18 protein-coding genes are annotated in these 17,817 nt (G+C 54.4%); 13 read left to right on the top strand and 5 right to left on the bottom strand.

The annotated features are described in order from the left end of the window. Nucleotides 1-18 precede the first annotated feature (18 nt). The gene (gene nadB / locus ACNT1W_RS20820; RefSeq protein WP_174354903.1) at nt 19-1,620 is read right to left on the bottom strand and encodes an L-aspartate oxidase; all 1,602 of its coding nucleotides are present in this window, start codon (nt 1,618-1,620) and stop codon (nt 19-21) included. A gap of 213 nt (nt 1,621-1,833) precedes the next feature. Between nadB and rpoE the strand changes: the two genes are divergently transcribed. The 4 genes from rpoE to rseC are packed head-to-tail and all read left to right on the top strand — an operon-like array spanning nt 1,834 to nt 4,525. Then, a complete protein-coding gene (rpoE, locus tag ACNT1W_RS20815; RefSeq protein WP_012146382.1) occupies nt 1,834-2,409 on the top strand; it encodes an RNA polymerase sigma factor RpoE in 576 nt (191 codons plus the stop codon). Between the two features lie 30 nt (nt 2,410-2,439). After that, a complete protein-coding gene (rseA, locus tag ACNT1W_RS20810) occupies nt 2,440-3,093 on the top strand; it encodes an anti-sigma-E factor RseA (RefSeq protein ID WP_012146381.1) in 654 nt (217 codons plus the stop codon). Then, the gene (gene rseB / locus ACNT1W_RS20805; RefSeq protein WP_135345058.1) at nt 3,093-4,052 is read left to right on the top strand and encodes a sigma-E factor regulatory protein RseB; all 960 of its coding nucleotides are present in this window, start codon (nt 3,093-3,095) and stop codon (nt 4,050-4,052) included. The genes rseA and rseB overlap by 1 nt, the downstream gene beginning before the upstream one ends. Then, nucleotides 4,049-4,525 (top strand): SoxR-reducing system protein RseC, encoded by a 477-nt coding sequence (gene rseC, locus ACNT1W_RS20800; protein WP_041418661.1) that lies wholly within the window; start codon nt 4,049-4,051, stop codon nt 4,523-4,525. Before rseB ends, rseC begins: the two co-directional genes overlap by 4 nt. On the opposite strand, the gene ACNT1W_RS20795 is transcribed toward rseC, so the two are convergent. Then, on the bottom strand, nt 4,522-5,361 hold the full coding sequence (locus ACNT1W_RS20795) for a hypothetical protein (protein ID WP_135345059.1): 840 nt from the start codon (nt 5,359-5,361) through the stop codon (nt 4,522-4,524). The genes rseC and ACNT1W_RS20795 overlap by 4 nt on opposite strands. Nucleotides 5,362-5,902: 541 nt before the next feature. Here ACNT1W_RS20795 and lepA point away from each other — a divergent pair. The 7 genes from lepA (at nt 5,903) to acpS (ending at nt 12,406) form a co-directional block, all read left to right on the top strand. Next, nucleotides 5,903-7,699, top strand: coding sequence for a translation elongation factor 4 (gene lepA, locus ACNT1W_RS20790; protein WP_012146377.1), 1,797 nt, complete (start codon nt 5,903-5,905; stop codon nt 7,697-7,699). A 36-nt stretch (nt 7,700-7,735) separates the two neighbouring features. After that, on the top strand, nt 7,736-8,713 hold the full coding sequence (lepB, locus tag ACNT1W_RS20785; protein WP_012146376.1) for a signal peptidase I: 978 nt from the start codon (nt 7,736-7,738) through the stop codon (nt 8,711-8,713). 182 nt (nt 8,714-8,895) lie between these two features. Next, nucleotides 8,896-9,576, top strand: a complete 681-nt coding sequence (rnc, locus tag ACNT1W_RS20780; protein ID WP_012146375.1) for a ribonuclease III — start codon at nt 8,896-8,898, stop codon at nt 9,574-9,576. After that, a complete protein-coding gene (era, locus tag ACNT1W_RS20775; RefSeq protein WP_012146374.1) occupies nt 9,573-10,481 on the top strand; it encodes a GTPase Era in 909 nt (302 codons plus the stop codon). Before rnc ends, era begins: the two co-directional genes overlap by 4 nt. 8 nt (nt 10,482-10,489) lie before the next feature. Beyond that, on the top strand, nt 10,490-11,221 hold the full coding sequence (recO, locus tag ACNT1W_RS20770; RefSeq protein ID WP_419246093.1) for a DNA repair protein RecO: 732 nt from the start codon (nt 10,490-10,492) through the stop codon (nt 11,219-11,221). 73 nt (nt 11,222-11,294) lie between these two features. Further along, nucleotides 11,295-12,026 (top strand): pyridoxine 5'-phosphate synthase, encoded by a 732-nt coding sequence (pdxJ, locus tag ACNT1W_RS20765; RefSeq protein WP_017893719.1) that lies wholly within the window; start codon nt 11,295-11,297, stop codon nt 12,024-12,026. Further along, nucleotides 12,026-12,406, top strand: a complete 381-nt coding sequence (gene acpS / locus ACNT1W_RS20760) for a holo-ACP synthase (protein ID WP_012146371.1) — start codon at nt 12,026-12,028, stop codon at nt 12,404-12,406. The genes pdxJ and acpS overlap by 1 nt, the downstream gene beginning before the upstream one ends. Nucleotides 12,407-12,469: 63 nt before the next feature. Here the strand turns inward: acpS and ACNT1W_RS20755 are convergent, their stop codons facing one another. The 3 genes from ACNT1W_RS20755 to ACNT1W_RS20745 form a co-directional block, all read right to left on the bottom strand. Further along, a complete protein-coding gene (locus ACNT1W_RS20755; RefSeq protein WP_012146370.1) occupies nt 12,470-12,730 on the bottom strand; it encodes a YfhL family 4Fe-4S dicluster ferredoxin in 261 nt (86 codons plus the stop codon). 108 nt (nt 12,731-12,838) lie between these two features. Next, complete coding sequence (locus ACNT1W_RS20750) at nt 12,839-14,377, bottom strand: phosphoethanolamine transferase (RefSeq protein WP_419246092.1); 1,539 nt, start codon at nt 14,375-14,377, stop codon at nt 12,839-12,841. 135 nt (nt 14,378-14,512) lie between these two features. Continuing rightward, nucleotides 14,513-15,361, bottom strand: a complete 849-nt coding sequence (locus tag ACNT1W_RS20745) for a MurR/RpiR family transcriptional regulator (protein WP_012146368.1) — start codon at nt 15,359-15,361, stop codon at nt 14,513-14,515. A gap of 174 nt (nt 15,362-15,535) precedes the next feature. Here ACNT1W_RS20745 and murQ point away from each other — a divergent pair, with 174 nt between their 5' ends. Next, on the top strand, nt 15,536-16,429 hold the full coding sequence (murQ, locus tag ACNT1W_RS20740) for an N-acetylmuramic acid 6-phosphate etherase (protein WP_115184002.1): 894 nt from the start codon (nt 15,536-15,538) through the stop codon (nt 16,427-16,429). A 19-nt stretch (nt 16,430-16,448) separates the two neighbouring features. Next, a complete protein-coding gene (locus ACNT1W_RS20735) occupies nt 16,449-17,816 on the top strand; it encodes a PTS transporter subunit EIIC (protein WP_135345062.1) in 1,368 nt (455 codons plus the stop codon). Nucleotide 17,817 lies beyond the last annotated feature (1 nt).

Raw genomic sequence — 17,817 nt, 5'->3', positions numbered from 1 at the left:
GGCGCCCAAGCGGCATCATTAGGGCTGCAGAATGGTCGGCAGCGCTTCCGGCAGCAGATCCGGATAGTCCAGCGTATAGTGCAACCCGCGGCTTTCCTTGCGCTCCATGGCGCTGCGGACGATCAGCTCCGCCACCTGCACCAGATTGCGCAGTTCCAGCAGGTTGTTGGAGATGCGGAAGTTGGCATAGTACTCGTCAATTTCTGCCTGCAAGGTATTGATGCGGCGCAATGCGCGCTCCAGCCGTTTGGTGGTGCGCACGATCCCTACGTAGTCCCACATAAACAATCGCAACTCATGCCAGTTATGTTGGATCACCACGCGTTCATCGGCATCGTCAACCCGGCTTTCATCCCACTGTGGCAGCTGTTTCGCCAGCTTGATAAACGGCAGACGCATCATGATGTCTTCCGCCGCTGACCAACCGTAGACCAGACATTCCAGCAGTGAGTTGGACGCCATGCGGTTAGCGCCGTGCAGGCCGGTATAGCTGACCTCGCCAATGGCATACAGCCCGTCAAGGTCGGTACGGCCATGCTGATCGACCATCACGCCGCCGCAGGTATAGTGCGCGGCAGGGACGATAGGGATCGGCTGGCTGGTCAGGTCAAAGCCCAACGTCAGCAGTTTTTCATGGATCATCGGGAAATGCTGGGTAATGAATTCAGCTGGTTTATGGCTGATGTCCAGATACATGCAGTCCGCACCCAGACGCTTCATTTCGTGGTCGATGGCTCGCGCAACGACGTCCCGTGGTGCCAGTTCGCCGCGAGGGTCAAAATCGGGCATAAAGCGGCTGCCATCCGGGCGTTTCAGATAGGCGCCTTCACCGCGCAACGCTTCGGTCAGCAGGAAGTTACGCGCCTGCGGATGGAACAGACAGGTCGGGTGGAACTGATTGAATTCAAGGTTGGCGACCCGGCAACCTGCGCGCCAGGCCATGGCGATCCCGTCGCCGGATGAGATATCCGGGTTGGTGGTGTATTGATAAACCTTGGCTGCACCGCCGGTAGCCAGCACCACTGTTTTGGCGCGGTAGGTTTCTACCTGCTCCAGCTCGCGGTTCCACACATAGGCGCCGACCACCCGACGAGTGCCCGGCAGGCCGATTTTGTTCGAGGTGATCAGATCGACCGCATTACGGCGTTCCATCACGCAAATATTCGGGTGGTTGCTTGCTTTCCCCACCAGGGTAGTCTCTACTTCTTTACCTGTAGCATCAGCGGCATGCAGGATACGGCGGTGGCTGTGCCCCCCTTCCCGCGTCAGGTGGTAATGTGCTTCGCCCTGAGCGTTGACCTCGGTGTCGAACAATACCCCCTGATCGATCAACCACTGCACGCAGTGGCGCGCATTGCCGGCGATAAACTCAACGGCGTCTTTGTCACACAGGCCGGCTCCGGCAATCAAAGTGTCATCTACGTGTGAGGCAATGCTGTCCGTTTCATCGAAAACCGCGGCGATCCCGCCTTGGGCATAAAATGTGGCGCCTTCGTTGAGCGGCCCCTTGCTGAGTACGGTAACCTTGCAATGCTGCGCCAGGCGCAGCGCCAATGACAGGCCGGCAGCACCACTACCGACGATCAGTACATCGCTAACATGTTCAGATGATGGTTGCATAGCGTATGATGTGTGCAGAAGAAGAGTGAAATTCATGTTAGCCTAATTGTCCGGGCAAAAGCCACGGATGGGTGACATCAACATAAAAAACAATGGCAATACGGAACTTCGTGTTCTGTATGAACTCCAAGCGAGTGCTTGCTCAGGAAAATAATGTATGGCTGGCAGTACAATTTTACGCGTGGAGACGGATTTGGGGAGAGTTTACCTCGGATGAGCGAGCAGTTAACGGATCAAGTTCTGGTTGAGCGGGTCCAAAAGGGCGATCAGAAATCGTTTAACTTACTGGTAATTCGTTACCAGCATAAAGTGGCGAGTCTCGTTTCCCGATATGTACCGCAGGGCGATGTGCCGGATGTGGTACAGGAGTCGTTTATTAAAGCCTATCGCGCACTGGAATCGTTCCGTGGGGATAGCGCTTTCTATACCTGGTTGTATCGAATTGCTGTGAATACGGCAAAAAATTATTTGGTGGCTCAGGGCCGTCGTCCGCCATCCAGCGATGTGGATGCCAACGATGCCGAAAATTACGAAAGTGCGGGTGCACTGAAAGAAATTTCGAACCCTGAGAACTTAATGTTGTCAGAAGAGCTGAGACAGATAGTTTTCCGTACCATTGAGTCTCTCCCTGAGGATCTTCGCATGGCGATTACCCTGCGGGAGCTGGATGGTCTAAGCTACGAAGAGATAGCTGCCATCATGGATTGCCCGGTAGGAACCGTACGCTCGCGTATTTTCCGCGCCAGGGAGGCTATCGATAATAAAGTTCAACCGCTGATTCAACGTTAGCAATGGCGGACACAGGAAGGGTACTTAGGCATGCAGAAAGAAAAGCTTTCCGCTCTGATGGATGGGGAATCGCTCGATAGCGAGCTGCTGAGTTCGTTGTCTAAAGACAGGGCGCTTCAACAAAGCTGGCAGAGCTATCACCTGATACGTGACACACTACGGGGTGATATCGGACAAGTTATGCATCTCGATATCGCAGATCGTGTTGCTGCTGCACTTGAGAAAGAACCTGCACGTCTGGTTCCTTCTGCAGTTCCAGAATCTCAGCCGCAACCTCACACCTGGCAGAAAATGCCGTTCTGGCACAAAGTCCGCCCTTGGGCCAGCCAGATCACACAGATTGGTATGGCGGCCTGCGTGTCGCTGGCGGTGATTGTAGGCGTACAGCAATACAATCAACCGGCTGCACAATCTGGCGCCGCTGAATCACCGGCGTTTAATACCCTGCCAATCATGGGGCAGGCGTCACCGGTCAGCCTCGGCGTGCCGGCAGACAGTTTCTCCACCGGCAGCGGTCAACAGCAGCAGGTGCAGGAACAGCGCAAACGCATTAACGCTATGCTGCAAGATTATGAGTTGCAACGTCGTTTGCATTCTGATCAGCTGCAGCTTGAGCAAAGCACCCCACAACAGGCTGCCGTTCAGGTTCCCGGAACTCAGTCTTTAGGAATGCAACAGCAGTAATGAAGCAAATTTGGTTCTCCGTCTGTCTATTGACGGGCAGCCTGCTCTACTCAAACATCGCCCCGGCGCAGCCCTCTGCGTCCGGGGCGTTGTTACAACAGATGAGCAGTGCCAGCCGTTCGCTCAATTATGAACTCGCCTATATCAGCATCAGCAAGCAGGGGATCGAATCGCTGCGCTATCGTCATGCGGTGATTGACCAGCAACCGCTCGGCCAATTACTGCATATGGACGGCCCGCGCCGTGAAGTGCTGCAGCGTGGCGGCGGAATTAGCTATTTCGAACCCGGCCTGGAGCCCTTTACGCTGTCCGGCGATCACATCGTCGATGCGTTGCCGGCCATTGTTTATGCTGATTTTGACCGTCTGGCGAAATATTACGATTTCATCTCCGTCGGCAGCACCCGAATTTCCGATCGTCCATGCGAAGTGATCCGCGTGGTTGCTCGCGATGGTTCACGCTATAGCTACATTGTCTGGATGGATGAAGCCACCAAGCTGCCGTTGCGGGTGGATTTGATCGACCGTGATGGCGAAACGCTTGAGCAATACCGGGTGATTTCGTTTGTCGTCGGGTCGCAGGTACAAGGCGCGATGCAGGGGCTGATCAAGGCTAATCTGCCACCCTTGCTGTCGCTTCCTGCGATAGATAAAATCAAGTTGAGCTGGAGCACGGGCTGGTTACCGGCTGGGGTCGATGAAGTCGCACGTAACCGTCGCAAGTTGCCGAATGTGAACGAACCTGTTGAGTCGCGGCTCTACAGCGACGGCTTGTTCAGTTTCTCGGTCAACATCAGCCCGGCGGGCAGCGGTGCCGGCCAGCAATATTATCGCCAGGGGCGTCGTACTATCCAAACCGAAGTGCGTAACGGCAATGAGATCACTATCGTGGGCGAACTGCCGCCGGCAACGGCCAAGCGTATCGCTGACAGTATTTCCTTCAAGGTGTCACCACAATGATGAAAGAGTGGGCCACGGTCGTTTCGTGGCAACAGGGCGTGGCGCTGCTGCGCTGTGAGCCGAAAGCCGGGTGTGGCAGTTGTACTGCCCGTTCTGGCTGTGGCGCGCGGGCGTTGAATGAACTGGTGCCGGAAACCGAACACCAGTTGCAGGTACATATCGAGCAGCCGCTTGAGCCGGGCCAGCGGGTTGAGGTGGGTATTGCGGAAGGCAGCCTGTTGCGCTCAGCAATGCTGGTTTATCTGACGCCGCTACTGGGCATGATGCTGGGGGGCAGCCTGTTGCAATACTGGTTGGGTACCGATGCTTCTGCCGCGCTTGGCGCACTGCTCGGCGGTGTCGCGGCCTTTATGCTGGCGCGCAGTCTGGCACACCGCCTCGGTGAACAGGCAAATTACCAACCCATCGTTCTGCAAATTGGTTTACCGCCTGGGGCCATGCGCCTGCAAACGGAAAACCAGCCTCTGCATTAAAACTGCTGCCGCGTCATCGCCGGGTTATGGTAGGCGGTGATGCGGGCGTAGATCATATGCTCCAGCAGCGCGATAAACAAATCGGCGCTGAGCAGCGAAAAATAGCCGATAGTAAATAACGCATTGCCCTGATTATCCAACAGGCGAATGGTGCCGCGCTGCGGATTATTTTCCAGTTCGCGGATCTGCTCAATCGGGATAGACCCCTGAGCTGTGATCAGTGCCGTTGAACTCAGGCTCAATGTTTGGGGCGATTGTCCTTTCCGATGGCCAGGCAGCAATTGGGTCAGCCAGCGAGTGCCGCAACTGAGATAGCGAAACGACAGCACTTCCCCCTGATACAGTGCATTCAAGGCCTGTGGTCCACGCTGTTGGATCTGCTGAGCGATAATGGTATCGGCCAGCCGCAAGGAGTGAGAAACATTGCTGAACACCGGACACCAGGGTTGATCAGCCGACGCGCGAAATGCCATCACATCCAAGACTCCCCCAAATAAACGACCGCCGCGAAAACGATAAATATCACCAATTTTTTCAAAGGGGATAAATCGTTCTTTATGACTATGTGGGTTAATCACCCGAACACCCTGTTCGTACAGGCGATAGGTCAATGCTGGCCGCAGGTAATGGCGCAGTGCCAGCAGGATACAGCCGAGTAAAATAGTCGCTGCGCCGGTTTGCAGTAAGGTCAGTACCTCATTTTCATCCATGTTGCTCAGCAGCGGCAGCAACAGCAGTGCCGCACCGAGAGTTAACAGCAGCGCTGCCGCTGCGAGAATGCCCCAATTGACCTTTGAAAAATCGTGCCGGCTCAGCATTTGCCCTTTATCGATCATTATGCACCTTCCAATCAACACGCAGAGATATGCTGGTGAACCCCGGTGGGCATGCCGATGTAGTGCCCTGAATTATGTTTTATCGCGGTGTTCACCCTCATTTCTATAGGAGCAGTCGGCGAGCGTACATCGGGTTTTTCCTAAAGCCCGGGGGCAAAGCGCAATTCTAAGATGTTGATCCAAATATTATTTTATTCAGAATTAGGAGAGAGTTTATTGCGTTATTGGCTGATATGTATTAACGGGCGATCCCGTCAACGGCTGGCGAGGCAATATGGGAGGGCAAGATTGTTATAACTTACCCTTTCGACCGCGTCGGGCTTTGTTAACATCCGCTTTCATAACCCGGAGCGCTCTGTAACATTAAAGTGTACATAATAGAATGCCTTCACTGCACCGATCGCTAGGTTTTCAGTGTTGTGGCATGTAGAATGCAGCGATTCAGGCGCAAGACGGCCGAACCCATTCACTGTCGCTTTAGGTCCATGCGGGTTTCTATAGGCGAGTAATTCAGAAATACCAAGGCAGAAAAACTTTTATAATGAAGCATATACGAAATTTCTCCATTATTGCCCACATTGACCACGGTAAGTCGACGCTGTCCGACCGTATTATCCAAATTTGCGGTGGCTTGACCGAACGTGAAATGGCCGCGCAGGTGCTCGATTCTATGGATCTTGAGCGCGAGCGTGGCATTACCATCAAAGCGCAGAGCGTGACGCTGGATTATAAGGCGCAGGACGGCCAAACCTACCAGCTCAACTTTATCGACACCCCTGGACACGTTGACTTCTCCTACGAGGTTTCCCGTTCACTGGCCGCCTGTGAAGGTGCACTGCTGGTGGTCGATGCCGGGCAGGGCGTAGAAGCCCAGACGCTGGCCAACTGCTACACCGCGCTGGATATGAATCTGGAAGTGGTGCCGGTACTGAACAAAATTGACTTGCCGGCAGCCGATCCCGATCGCGCCGCGCAGGAAATTGAAGACATCGTTGGCATCGACGCTACCGATGCGGTGCGTTGCTCGGCCAAAACCGGCGTTGGCGTACCAGAAGTGCTGGAACGCCTGGTGCGTGATATTCCGGGGCCGGCAGGCGATCCGGAAGCGCCACTGCAGGCACTGATCATTGACTCCTGGTTCGATAACTACCTTGGCGTAGTTTCCCTGGTGCGCGTCAAGAACGGTACCATGCGCAAGGGCGACAAGATCAAGGTCATGAGCACCGGCCAAACCTATAATGCCGATCGTCTGGGCATCTTCACCCCGAAACGTGTCGATCGCGACGTGTTGAACTGTGGTGAAGTGGGCTGGTTGGTCTGTGCAATCAAAGACATCCTTGGCGCACCGGTGGGCGATACCCTGACACTGGCTCGCCAACCGGCGGACAAAGCCTTGCCGGGCTTCAAAAAAGTGAAGCCGCAGGTTTACGCGGGCCTGTTCCCGATCAGCTCTGACGATTATGAATCCTTCCGCGACGCGCTGGGCAAGCTGAGCCTGAACGACGCCTCGCTGTTCTACGAGCCAGAGAGCTCCACCGCGCTGGGCTTCGGCTTCCGCTGTGGCTTCCTCGGCCTGTTGCACATGGAGATCATTCAGGAACGTCTGGAGCGTGAATACGATCTGGAGCTGATCACCACCGCGCCAACGGTAGTGTATGAAGTGGAAACCACCAGCAAAGAGACTATCTACGTTGATAGCCCATCCAAGCTGCCGCCACTCAATAACATCGAAGAGCTGCGTGAACCGATCGCCGAATGTCACATGCTGATGCCGCAGGAATTCCTGGGTAACGTGATCACCCTGTGTATCGAGAAACGCGGTGTGCAGACCAACATGGTTTACCACGGTAACCAGGTTGCGCTGACTTACGAAATTCCAATGGCGGAAGTGGTGCTCGACTTCTTCGACCGTCTGAAATCTACCTCGCGTGGTTATGCGTCGCTGGATTACAACTTCAAACGCTTCCAGACCTCTGACATGGTGCGCGTCGACGTGTTGATCAACAACGAGCGCGTGGATGCGCTGGCGCTGATCACTCACCGCGACAATTCGCAGTACCGTGGCCGTGAGCTGGTAGAGAAGATGAAAGAGCTGATCCCACGCCAGCAGTTCGATATTGCCATCCAGGCCGCTATCGGTACTCATATCATCGCGCGTGCGACGGTGAAACAGCTGCGTAAAAACGTTTTGGCTAAATGCTACGGCGGTGACGTCAGCCGTAAGAAGAAGCTGCTGCAGAAGCAGAAAGACGGTAAGAAACGCATGAAGCAGGTGGGTAACGTCGAGTTGCCACAAGAAGCGTTCCTGGCCATTCTGCACGTTGGCAAGGACAAGTAAGTAACAGCGATAAAGTCGCGAAACTAGGGAGTTTGCATGGCGAATATGTTTGCCCTGATCCTGGCACTGGCCACATTGGTGACCGGGATCATCTGGGCCTTTGAGCGCTTCAGATGGGCGCCGGCCCGCCGAGCGAAGATTGCGGCGGTGAATGCACAGACTGCGGGCGCCGTAGATGATAAAACGCTGGCAAAAGTAGCGAAACAACCGGGTTGGATTGAAACCGGCGCGTCGGTTTTCCCGGTATTGCTGCTGGTCTTTGTGGTGCGTTCGTTTATTTACGAACCTTTCCAGATCCCGTCCGGTTCCATGATGCCGACGCTGTTGATTGGCGATTTTATTCTGGTGGAGAAATATGCCTACGGCATTAAAGATCCTATTACCCAGACCACGCTAATTGAAACCGGTCATCCGAAACGCGGTGATATTGCGGTATTTAAATATCCGCTGGATCCGAAACTCGATTATATCAAGCGCGTAATTGGTCTGCCGGGCGACCGTGTGAGTTACGATCCGATCAATAAGCGTGTGACCGTTCAGCCTTCGTGTAATAGCGGCCAGTCATGCGACACCGCATTGGCAGTGACTTATAACGACGCACAGCCAAGTGACTTTGTGCAGCTGTTCAGCCGCAGCGGCATGGGTGAGGCCAGCAATGGTTTCTACCAGATCCCGCTGAGTGAAAACGTACCGCAGGGCGGCATCCGCCTGCGTGAACGCCAGGAAACGCTGGGTAATGTTTCTCACCATATTCTGACCGTGCCGGGCACGCAGGATCAGGTGGGCGCTTACTATCAGCAGCCGGGTAAACAGTTGGCGGAGTGGGTTGTGCCGGCGGGTCATTACTTCATGATGGGTGATAACCGCGACAACAGCGCCGACAGCCGCTATTGGGGCTTCGTACCGGAGAAAAATCTGGTAGGCAAGGCCACGGCTATCTGGATGAGTTTTGAAAAGCAGGAAGGCGAATGGCCTACCGGCGTAAGATTTAGCCGCATCGGTGGAATTCATTAATCCGGCGTCTATTAACGCAGCATTATATTTCCACTCGTTGTAGAATACCGGCTCGAGCGATAAAAAGTTGGCTCCCTGTTGGGGGCCACTGCAAACGAAACAGCTTTGGATTGGCTTTCGGCAAAGCAGGCCTGTTCCGTATGCTGCAAGTTTTTGACGCATTCTTGATCTATTGGTAACTCATGAACCCCATCGTAATAAATAGGCTACAGCGGAAGCTGGGCTACACTTTTCAACAGCAGGAGCTCTTACTGCAAGCGTTAACTCACCGTAGCGCCAGCAGTAAACACAATGAACGTCTTGAGTTTCTGGGTGACTCCATTCTCAGTTTTGTCATCGCCAATGCGCTGTTCCAGCGTTTTCCTCGCGTAGACGAGGGCGATATGAGCCGTATGCGCGCCACGCTGGTGCGCGGTAATACGCTGGCAGAGATGGGGCGTGAGTTTGATCTGGGCGAATGTCTGCGTCTTGGTCCGGGTGAGTTGAAAAGTGGTGGATTCCGCCGCGAATCAATCCTGGCGGATACGGTGGAAGCCTTGATTGGCGGCGTTTTCCTGGATAGCGACATCCAAACTGTTGAACGACTGATTTTGGACTGGTATCGCAGCCGGTTGGACGAAATCAGCCCCGGTGATAAGCAGAAAGACCCAAAAACCCGTTTGCAGGAGTTTTTGCAGGGTCGTCATCTGCCATTACCTTCTTATCTGGTGGTGCAGGTTCGCGGTGAGGCGCACGATCAGGAATTTACTATCCACTGTCAGGTGAGTGGTTTGAGCGAACCCGTCGTGGGAACCGGCTCAAGCCGCCGTAAAGCCGAACAAGCGGCAGCGGAACAAGCGTTAATAAAGCTGGAGCTTGAATGAGCGAAGAGAAACAATACTGTGGTTTTATTGCGATAGTCGGTCGCCCCAACGTGGGCAAGTCCACGTTGCTGAACCAACTGCTGGGGCAAAAAGTCTCCATCACCTCGCGTAAACCACAGACGACCCGTCACCGCATTATGGGTATCGATACCGATGGCGCCTATCAGGCCATCTACGTCGACACCCCGGGTCTGCACATCGAAGAAAAACGCGCCATCAACCGTTTGATGAACCGCGCGGCCAGCAGCTCAATCGGCGACGTCGAGCTGGTGATCTTCGTTGTGGAAGGGACCAACTGGACCGCCGACGATGAAATGGTGGTCAACAAGCTGCGTAGCCTGAAATGCCCGGTGCTGCTGGCGATCAACAAGGTCGACAACGTTACCGACAAATCCAAGCTGTTGCCGCATATTGCGTTCCTCAGCCAGCAGATGAACTTCCTCGACGTAGTGCCGATTTCTGCCGAAAAAGGTATGAACGTGGATACCATCGCGGCTATCGCACGCAAGGTATTGCCGGAAGCGGAACACCACTTCCCGGACGATTACATCACCGACCGTTCCCAGCGCTTTATGGCTTCGGAAATTATCCGTGAAAAGCTGATGCGTTTCCTGGGTGAAGAACTGCCTTACTCGGTGACGGTTGAGATCGAACAATTTGTGCCGAATGAACGTGGCGGTTACAACGTTCACGGGCTGATCCTGGTTGAGCGCGAAGGCCAGAAGAAAATGGTCATCGGCAACAAAGGCGCCAAGATCAAAACCATCGGTATCGAAGCCCGCCAGGATATGGAACAGATGTTTGAAACCAAAGTGCATCTGGAACTGTGGGTGAAAGTGAAATCGGGCTGGGCGGACGACGAACGTGCGTTGCGTAGCCTGGGCTATACCGACGACCTGAAATAAACTATCCAATGGACGGCTGGGAACGCGCTTTCGTCCTGCATGGACGACCGTACAGTGAAACCAGCCTGATGCTGGATATGTTTACCGAAAGTCATGGGCGGGTGCGCTTGCTGGCAAAAGGCGCGCGCAGCCGCCGTTCCAATTTAAAGGGTTGCCTGCAACCCTTTACTCCTCTGCTGGTACGCTGGGGCGGTCGTGGCGAAGTCAAAACGCTGCGTAGCGCCGAAGCGGTCTCTCTCGGTTTACCCCTTAGCGGCATGATGCTCTACAGCGGCCTATACGTGAATGAATTGCTGTCACGGGTGCTGGAGCAGGAGGCAAACTACTCGGTATTATTCTTCGATTATCTGCAATGTTTGCAGGCGCTGGCGGCAGAAGACGTTTCGCCGGAGCAGGCATTACGTCAGTTCGAATTGGCCTTGCTCAATCACCTGGGCTACGGCCTGGACTTCCTGCACTGTGCCGGTAGTGGCCAGCCAGTGGACGACGGCATGACCTATCGCTACCGCGAGGAAAAAGGCTTTATCGCCAGCCTGGTGGTGGACCATTACAGCTTTACCGGCCGCGAGCTGCGTGCGCTGGCAGAGCGCCAGTTCCCGGACGTGCAAACCTTGCGTGCCGCTAAACGTTTCACCCGCATGGCGCTCAAACCCTATTTGGGGGGCAAACCACTGAAGAGCCGCGAGCTGTTTCGTCAGTTTGTCCGTAAACAGCCGGATCCGCCGGTCGACGACGCCTGACCTTTTCCCCTTTTGCAGCACTGTTCCCGCGTGTAAACTACGGCCACTGAAAATCGTTTTTTAGAGGGTTGTCATGGCTGATTTGCTGCTGGGCGTCAATATCGATCACATCGCCACGTTACGTAACGCGCGCGGAACCCAATACCCGGATCCGGTTCAGGCGGCATTTATTGCCGAGCAGGCAGGGGCCGACGGGATCACCGTACACCTGCGTGAGGACCGCCGTCATATCACCGATCGCGACGTTCGCATTTTGCGCCAGACCATCCAGACGCGCATGAACCTGGAAATGGCCGTGACCGATGAAATGCTGGATATCGCCATTGAGTTGAAGCCGCACTTTTGTTGCCTGGTACCTGAAAAGCGTGAAGAAGTGACCACCGAAGGTGGGCTGGACGTCGCCGGGCAGCAAGATAAGATGGCCGTTGCGGTTGAGCGTTTGGCAAAGGCCGGCATTCTGGTTTCGCTGTTTATCGATCCGGATCATCGACAGATCGATGCGGCGGTGGCGGTGGGGGCACCTTACATTGAAATTCATACCGGCGCCTATGCCGAAGCCGAAGGTGAACTGGCGGTGAAAGCCGAGCTGCACCGCATTGCCGTTGCCGCTACCTACGCCGCAGAGAAAGGCCTGAAGGTCAACGCCGGCCACGGCCTGACTTACCATAACGTTCAGCCAATTGCTGCTCTGCCGGAAATGCATGAGCTGAATATCGGCCATGCAATCATCGGCCAGGCAGTGATGTGTGGATTGCCGGCAGCGGTGACAGATATGAAGTTACTGATGCGCGAAGCGCGTCGCTAATGGCGGTGCTGGGGCTGGGTACCGACATTGTCGAAATGGCGCGCATTGAAGCCGTCGTTGAGCGCAGTGGCGATCGTCTCGCGCGCCGCGTGCTGAGCGAGGCTGAATGGGAATTGTACCAGCAACATCAGCAGCCGGTGCGCTTTCTGGCCAAACGTTTTGCGGTGAAAGAAGCCGTCGCCAAGGCGTTTGGCACCGGTATTCGCAATGGGCTGGCGTTTAATCAGTTTGAAGTGTTCAACGACGGTCTCGGCAAGCCGAATATTCGCCTGCATGCTCGCGCCGCCGAGCTGGCAAAGGAAATGGGGGTCACCTCGATCCATGTTTCGCTGGCGGATGAACGTCGCTATGCCTGTGCCACGGTGATTATCGAAGGGTAATGGTTTTATCCGGCGACAAAATCAAAGGGCGCCTGTAGGCGCCCTTTGATCTGAACTACGTGGTCAGAGTCGGTCGGCGTGGTGCAGCACCACAAACTTGTCCCACAGCTGTTCGTTGGTTTCGTTGTGCTGCGGATCAACCACAATAGTGTTATCGATAGGGCACACCTGCTGGCAGGTGGGAACATCGTAATGGCCGACGCATTCGGTGCAGCGATCGGTATCAATCTGGTAGATATCCTCGCCCATCGAAATGGCCTGATTAGGGCATTCGGGTTCGCACATATCGCAGTTGATGCATTTCTTGGTAATCAGCAGTGCCATGTCAGTTATCTTTTAATCGGTGCACACGAACAGGCGCGCAATCTATCATAAAACCCATTTTTCCGGGCGTTTTTTCACCTGTAGCAGCAGATACGCTTAACCGGGCCGTCATAGTAACTCTGGCGGGTCGTTGGCCAACTGATCAAAATCAACCATTTCCTGACCATTGAAGACATGCCGTGTGCCTTGCGCAGTCACCGCTGCGTGTAATTGTGGTTGGGTGAGGGTAATCCCAGCCTGTTGGGCAAACAGACTGAGAAAGTCAAAGGCACTGTGCGGATCCTCTATGAGGGTATGCTGTCGGTCGGAATCAGAAAGCACCAGCAGTGGCACCTCATAATTCTGCCGATTATTGCCGCCATGGCGTAGATACAGCTTGCCGTCAATATCTCTGTGAGAAAGACCGTGGTCAGAGAAATAGAATAATTTAAAGGGAGAGTGAGTCTCTTGCAGCATTTGATAAGCATGCTCGATAAATCGATCTGTCTTGCGGTAGGTCGACAGGTAACAACCTAGCTCGGAATTATCGCTGGTGAAAGCCGGTGGCTCACCGCCCAGTCGTTCGCAAAAGTCCGAGTGAGATCCCATAATATGCAGAACATACAGGTTCCCCACGCCATTATGGGCCAGTGCCGTTTGCAACAGCGGCAGTAGTTCATCGTCATCGGTATTGCGTGATTGGTAATCTCCTTTTTTCAGGAACTGATGCTCATCACTGAACATGGCTATTTTGGAGATCGGCGTATCAAATTGGCCAATCAACCCTTGGTTGGAAAACCAATAGGTATGCAGTCCTGCGGCTTTTGCCAGGGTGATAATATTATCCGCAATATGATGTGTTTTTCCGTCGCTCAATGCCAGGGTTCTTGGCAAGGATTCGAAAGTGTTCGGCGCGGTGGAAATATAATTACTGTAAAAGGTCCCGTTCACGTGATCCAGAAAAGGGGTCGTCGGCGTCGGATAACCAAATAATGACATATAGTCCCTGCGCATGCTTTCGCCAACCACAATGACATAGTTAGCCTTGTTACTATTAGCGCCATTAAGGAGCCAGTTGGGTTGGGAATGCGTACCGGCTTCAATTTCGGCCATTTGTTGGTTGTAGCTCTGGTACGAAGAAGTTAGCGATGAAAAGAAATTCACCAAATGAAGATTCCCCACTCCCCCACTGAGTATTCTGGCGAGCAGCACAACGATAAAAATCACCAAAAATGGCAATATTTTTCTAGTCGGGAGTGGCCGCTGCCAGCTATAGCGAGCAAGAATAAACAACGTGAGCAGGGTGGCGCAGGGTAACAGGTAGCAGCCGGCAGGTATGGCGTACAGAAACTCGATGGCTTCCGCCCGGTTGGTTTGAAACAGGGCCGACACCACGGAGACGGAAGGTGGGCCGTAGATCACGCCGACGGGGGCATAAATGGCACAGAATATAATATAGGGGATAACCAGAAAATATCGAGTGAGGGGGATTGCGGATAATAATAACAGGCTAAGGGAAATAAACAGGATATCAATCCCTTTGGTGCCGCCATATCCCATCGCCTTTATTAATATCAACGAAACGACAACGAAAAGCAAAAAATGACGGGCCACGGGTGATGTTGCGAGTATGTGGGTTTTATTTAAAATTGCTGTATGTGTTTTCATAAAAACTCGATTATCAATATATTGCTGTCCATGCCTGATTAAATTCTGGGCGGAATTTAAACAATAAACGCCACGTACTCTATTTTTAGATGAGTTTTTTATATTCTGGTATTTGTGGCATGGGCATTATACGACTTAGACGAGTTTTTTCACTAACTGTTCGCTGTGTTTTATTCTATCGCGGGCATGATCAAGATCGTGTTGAATTAAGGCCATAAACAGCAGATCGGTGAGGGCATATTGAGCGGTGCTGGAAGAGATGGCAGCGCTGCGGGTGTTGGGTTCTTCGGCGATAGTATATAAGCAGTGGTCGGCACGTTGCTGCAGGCCGTTCGGTGAGAAACTGGTCAGCGCCAGTACTTTAGCACCGGCCAGGCGGGCTTCTTCCGCCGCCAGGTTGATTTCCCGTCGTTCGCCGCTGAACGAAATGGCCAACAGCAAATCCCGCTTGTCCAGCGCCTGAACCGTTGCCAACTGGACGTGCATATCCTGCTCGGCCACTGCCATCACGCCAATTTTAAGCAACTTATAGGAGAAGTCTTTGGCGACCAGGCCGGAAGCGCCAATCCCCAACAAAATAACCCTTCGCGCCTGACGCAACATTTCCAGTGCCTGATGCAGGCGTTCCTCACTATTAATGTCCAGCGTGGCGCGCAACGCTGCCTGCTTTTCTACCAACAGTTTTTCACCAACGGTTTTCAAGGCATCACTGCTGAGGATCTGGTTATGTACTGTAACTACGGGGGCTGTCTGCGGTTGGGCCAGGGTCTCGCTTAGCGCCAGTTTTAGTGCCGGGAAGCCTTTGTAGCCCATCTTCTGAGCAAACTTCACCACGCTCGACTGACTGATGCCAGCCAGTTGGGCCAACTTTTGCGAACTGAGATGGCGAGCCTGCTCGGCGTTATGCAGCAGAAAGTCCGCCAGCTTGCGATCATTTTGAGCCAGCGTTGGATACATCTGGCGAATACGAAGAAGGGTACTCATTGATATTGATATATCCCTGGAAACCAGACGCTATTCTGCCACGGTGATGGCGAAAACGCGCAGTGAAAATTTTTTGTGAGCCGGTCTCTAAAATAGCAAAAAGCGCTCGCTTTGTTGAATAAAATATTCAAATAATGATTTCAGTTTGTGAATTAAAAATTCAAAGGTGAAAAAATGAACTTGGGCGCTTTAGTCTCTGAAACCCGCAATCCGGCCACCATGGGGCTCGACGAGATGTCGACGCTGGAGATGGTGAGCTGTTTTAACCAGGAAGACCGCAAGGTACCGGAGGCGATTGAGAAAGTATTGCCGGCCATCGCACAAGCGGTGGATCTGGCGGCCGCGGCGTTGAAGGCCGGTGGGCGGTTGATTTATCTGGGGGCCGGCACCAGTGGCCGCCTTGGGGTGTTGGATGCCTCGGAATGTCCGCCGACCTTCGGCGTGCCGCATGGGATGGTGATCGGGCTGATTGCCGGTGGCCCGGGCGCGCTGCTCAAAGCGGTGGAAGGTGCGGAGGATGATGCGGCGCTGGGCGAGGCTGACCTTGTCGCGCTGGATTTGACCGCCACCGATATGGTGGTCGGGCTGGCAGCATCCGGGCGGACACCTTACGTGATTGGTGCACTGCGCTATGCACGCCAATTGGGCTGTCCGACGGCGGCGATCTCCTGTAACCCGGATTCGCCAATCGCCCATGAGGCGCAGGTGGCGATTTCACCGGTGGTGGGGCCGGAAGCCCTGACCGGTTCGACGCGTTTGAAGTCTGGCACTGCGCAGAAACTGGTGCTGAACATGCTGTCGACCGGGGCGATGGTCAAACTGGGTAAAGTCTATGAAAACCTGATGGTAGACGTGAAGGCCACCAACGTAAAACTGGTGGATCGTGCCTGCCGCATCGTGGTGGAAGCCACCGGTGCCGAGCGCAGTCAGGCCGAAGCGGCGCTGACGCAGACCGGTTTTGAAGTCAAACCGGCAATCCTGATGATCCTGGCCGGTATCGACGCACAAGAGGCGCAGCAGCGCTTACAACAGCATGACGGCTATTTGCGCGCGGCATTGACGCGCTAAACCACACCTGGGGCGGGCGATGGACAAGACAACGGCACTGGCGACACAGATTCTGGCGGGCATTGGCGGTGAGGGGAATATCCTCCGGCTGGAGAACTGCATGACACGAGTACGTGTCGAGGTTAGCGATGAGCAACGCCTTGACCTGGCAGCGCTCAAGCAGTTACCGGGTGTTAAGGGCTATATCAAACAGGGCGAACAGCACCAGTTTATTGTTGGGCCGGGTGCCGCTGCCAAGGTGGTCGATGCCATGCGTTCACTGCTCACCGGCGCACCGGTTGCCGTGGCCAGTGGAGATGACGTCGCCCGTAACAAGGCACAAGCCAAGCAAAAGTATGCTGCGCCAATGAGCGGCGCGCTGAAAAAGTTGGCCGATGTCTTTATTCCGTTGATCCCGGCGTTCATCGCCTCCGGTCTGATTACCGGCATCATCAACCTGCTGAAACGGCCGGATATTGCCGGCGAACTGGCGTTAAATTACCCCAACGTGCTGGGACTGCTGGCGATTTTTGGCAGTGCCGTGTTCGCCATCATGAATATTCTGGTCGGGGTTAACGCCGCCAGGGTGTTTGGCGGTTCTCAGGCTATGGGCGGCGTGATGGCCGGTATTCTCTCCAGCCCGGCGTTGGCGCAGATCACTTTGTTCGGTGAGGCGTTACAGCCGGGTCGTGGCGGGGTGATTGCAGTGCTGCTGGTGGTGGCGTTGATGTGCTGGGTGGAAAAGCGGCTGCGTAATTGGCTGCCGGAGTCGATCGAGCTGATCCTCAATCCGCTGATCACTACGCTGGTGACCGCATCGTTGGCGATTGTGATCCTGCAGCCGCTGGGCGGCTATATTTCGGATGCCATCGCCCACGGCGCTAACCTGGCTATCGACAAAGGGGGCCTGCTGGTGGGAGCTGTGCTGTCCGGGCTGTTCCTGCCGTTGGTGCTGTCCGGTTTGCATCAGGGGCTGGTGCCGATCCACGTCGAGCTGGTGCAGGCACATGGTTCCAACCCATTGCTGCCGATTTTGGCGATGGCGGGTGTTGGTCAGGTCGGGGCTGCGCTGGCCGTACTAATGAAAACCCGTAATGCACGGCTGAAAAAGGTGATCAAGGGAGCGTTGCCGGTCGGTATTCTCGGCATTGGTGAGCCCTTGATTTTCGGGGTGACCTTGCCGCTGGGGCGGCCCTTTGTCGCCGCGTGTCTCGGCGGTGCTGTGGGCGGGGCGCTGATCAGCTACTGGAAGGTAGCGACGGTGATCACCTTCGGTATCTCGGGTTTACCTTTGGCGTTAACCATTGTCTCGGGTAAGGTGATGTTGTATCTGACGGGTCTGGTGATTACCATTGCCGCTGGATTTATTTTCACCTGGATAATGGGATTCAACGATCCTGAGGAGTAGC

This window comes from Serratia sp. NFX21 (genome assembly GCF_048517035.1).
Lineage (GTDB): Bacteria > Pseudomonadota > Gammaproteobacteria > Enterobacterales > Enterobacteriaceae > Serratia > Serratia quinivorans.
Note: the sequence above shows the minus strand (reverse complement) of the source record. Positions and strands in the feature narration are given on the sequence as shown.

Excerpts from the sequence above, each read along its gene's own strand:
- era (WP_012146374.1), top strand. The coding sequence starts at position 9,573 with ATGAGCGAAGAGAAACAATACTGTGGTTTTATTGCGATAGTCGGTCGC.
- lepA (WP_012146377.1), top strand. The coding sequence starts at position 5,903 with ATGAAGCATATACGAAATTTCTCCATTATTGCCCACATTGACCACGGT.
- rnc (WP_012146375.1), top strand. The coding sequence starts at position 8,896 with ATGAACCCCATCGTAATAAATAGGCTACAGCGGAAGCTGGGCTACACT.
- acpS (WP_012146371.1), top strand. The coding sequence starts at position 12,026 with ATGGCGGTGCTGGGGCTGGGTACCGACATTGTCGAAATGGCGCGCATT.
- ACNT1W_RS20755 (WP_012146370.1), bottom strand. The coding sequence starts at position 12,730 with ATGGCACTGCTGATTACCAAGAAATGCATCAACTGCGATATGTGCGAA.
- pdxJ (WP_017893719.1), top strand. The coding sequence starts at position 11,295 with ATGGCTGATTTGCTGCTGGGCGTCAATATCGATCACATCGCCACGTTA.
- rpoE (WP_012146382.1), top strand. The coding sequence starts at position 1,834 with ATGAGCGAGCAGTTAACGGATCAAGTTCTGGTTGAGCGGGTCCAAAAG.
- lepB (WP_012146376.1), top strand. The coding sequence starts at position 7,736 with ATGGCGAATATGTTTGCCCTGATCCTGGCACTGGCCACATTGGTGACC.
- rseB (WP_135345058.1), top strand. The coding sequence starts at position 3,093 with ATGAAGCAAATTTGGTTCTCCGTCTGTCTATTGACGGGCAGCCTGCTC.
- recO (WP_419246093.1), top strand. The coding sequence starts at position 10,490 with ATGGACGGCTGGGAACGCGCTTTCGTCCTGCATGGACGACCGTACAGT.
- rseC (WP_041418661.1), top strand. The coding sequence starts at position 4,049 with ATGATGAAAGAGTGGGCCACGGTCGTTTCGTGGCAACAGGGCGTGGCG.
- ACNT1W_RS20745 (WP_012146368.1), bottom strand. The coding sequence starts at position 15,361 with ATGAGTACCCTTCTTCGTATTCGCCAGATGTATCCAACGCTGGCTCAA.
- rseA (WP_012146381.1), top strand. The coding sequence starts at position 2,440 with ATGCAGAAAGAAAAGCTTTCCGCTCTGATGGATGGGGAATCGCTCGAT.
- ACNT1W_RS20750 (WP_419246092.1), bottom strand. The coding sequence starts at position 14,377 with ATGAAAACACATACAGCAATTTTAAATAAAACCCACATACTCGCAACA.
- nadB (WP_174354903.1), bottom strand. The coding sequence starts at position 1,620 with ATGCAACCATCATCTGAACATGTTAGCGATGTACTGATCGTCGGTAGT.
- ACNT1W_RS20735 (WP_135345062.1), top strand. The coding sequence starts at position 16,449 with ATGGACAAGACAACGGCACTGGCGACACAGATTCTGGCGGGCATTGGC.
- ACNT1W_RS20795 (WP_135345059.1), bottom strand. The coding sequence starts at position 5,361 with ATGATCGATAAAGGGCAAATGCTGAGCCGGCACGATTTTTCAAAGGTC.
- murQ (WP_115184002.1), top strand. The coding sequence starts at position 15,536 with ATGAACTTGGGCGCTTTAGTCTCTGAAACCCGCAATCCGGCCACCATG.